Here is a 1,210-nt window from a genome sequence, read left to right as displayed (position 1 = left end):
GGGCGTCGACGCGGAGATCACCCAGGGCACCCTCACCGAAGAGGACATCGTCGCCACCATCGAGTACATCGTCCGCCTGCACGCGGGCGAGGAGTCGATGCCGGGCGCCGGTGACCGCGAGGTCATCGTCGAGATCGACGACATCGACCACTTCGGCAACCGCCGCCTGCGCAGCGTCGGCGAGCTCATCCAGAACCAGGTCCGCCTGGGCCTGGCCCGTATGGAGCGCGTCGTGCGCGAGCGCATGACCACGCAGGACGTCGAGGCGATCACGCCGCAGACCCTGATCAACATCCGCCCGGTCGTGGCGTCGATCAAGGAGTTCTTCGGCACCTCCCAGCTCTCCCAGTTCATGGACCAGACCAACCCGCTGGCCGGCCTGACGCACAAGCGGCGTCTGTCCGCGCTGGGCCCCGGTGGTCTGTCCCGTGAGCGGGCCGGCTTCGAGGTGCGAGACGTGCACCCGTCCCACTATGGCCGGATGTGCCCGATCGAGACCCCTGAAGGTCCCAACATCGGTCTGATCGGCTCGCTGGCCTCCTACGGCCGGATCAACGCCTTCGGCTTCGTCGAGACGCCCTACCGCAAGGTCGTCGACGGCAAGGTGACCGACCAGATCGACTACCTGACCGCCGACGAGGAGGACAGGTACGTCAAGGCGCAGGCCAACACGGCGCTCAACCCCGACGGCTCGTTCGCCGAGGCCCGCGTCCTGGTCCGCACCAAGGGCGGTGAGACCGAGCTCGCCCGTGCCGAGGAAGTCGACTACATCGACGTGTCGCCGCGCCAGATGGTGTCGGTGGCCACCGCGATGATCCCCTTCCTCGAGCACGACGACGCCAACCGCGCGCTCATGGGCTCCAACATGCAGCGCCAGTCGGTGCCGCTGCTCAAGAGCGAGGCGCCGCTGGTCGGCACCGGCATGGAATACCGTGCCGCGACCGACGCCGGCGACGTCATCAGCGCGGAGAAGGCCGGTGTGGTGGAGGAGGTCTCCGCCGACTACATCACGGTCATGAACGACGACGGCACCCGCACCACCTACCGGGTGGCCAAGTTCAAGCGCTCCAACCAGGGCACCAGCTTCAACCAGAAGCCGATCGTGGCCGAGGGCGACCGCGTCGAGGTCAACCAGGTCATCGCCGACGGCCCCTGCACCGACAACGGTGAGATGGCGCTGGGCAAGAACCTGCTGGTGGCGTTCATGCCA

General features: G+C 67.7%; 1 pseudogene. It reads left to right on the top strand.

From position 1 onward, the window contains the following. Positions 1–1,210, top strand: a pseudogene (locus HCN51_RS57705) (DNA-directed RNA polymerase subunit beta); the annotation flags it as partial.

The organism is Nonomuraea composti (genome assembly GCF_012034275.1).
GTDB lineage: Bacteria > Actinomycetota > Actinomycetes > Streptosporangiales > Streptosporangiaceae > Nonomuraea > Nonomuraea composti.
Note: the sequence above shows the minus strand (reverse complement) of the source record. Positions and strands in the feature narration are given on the sequence as shown.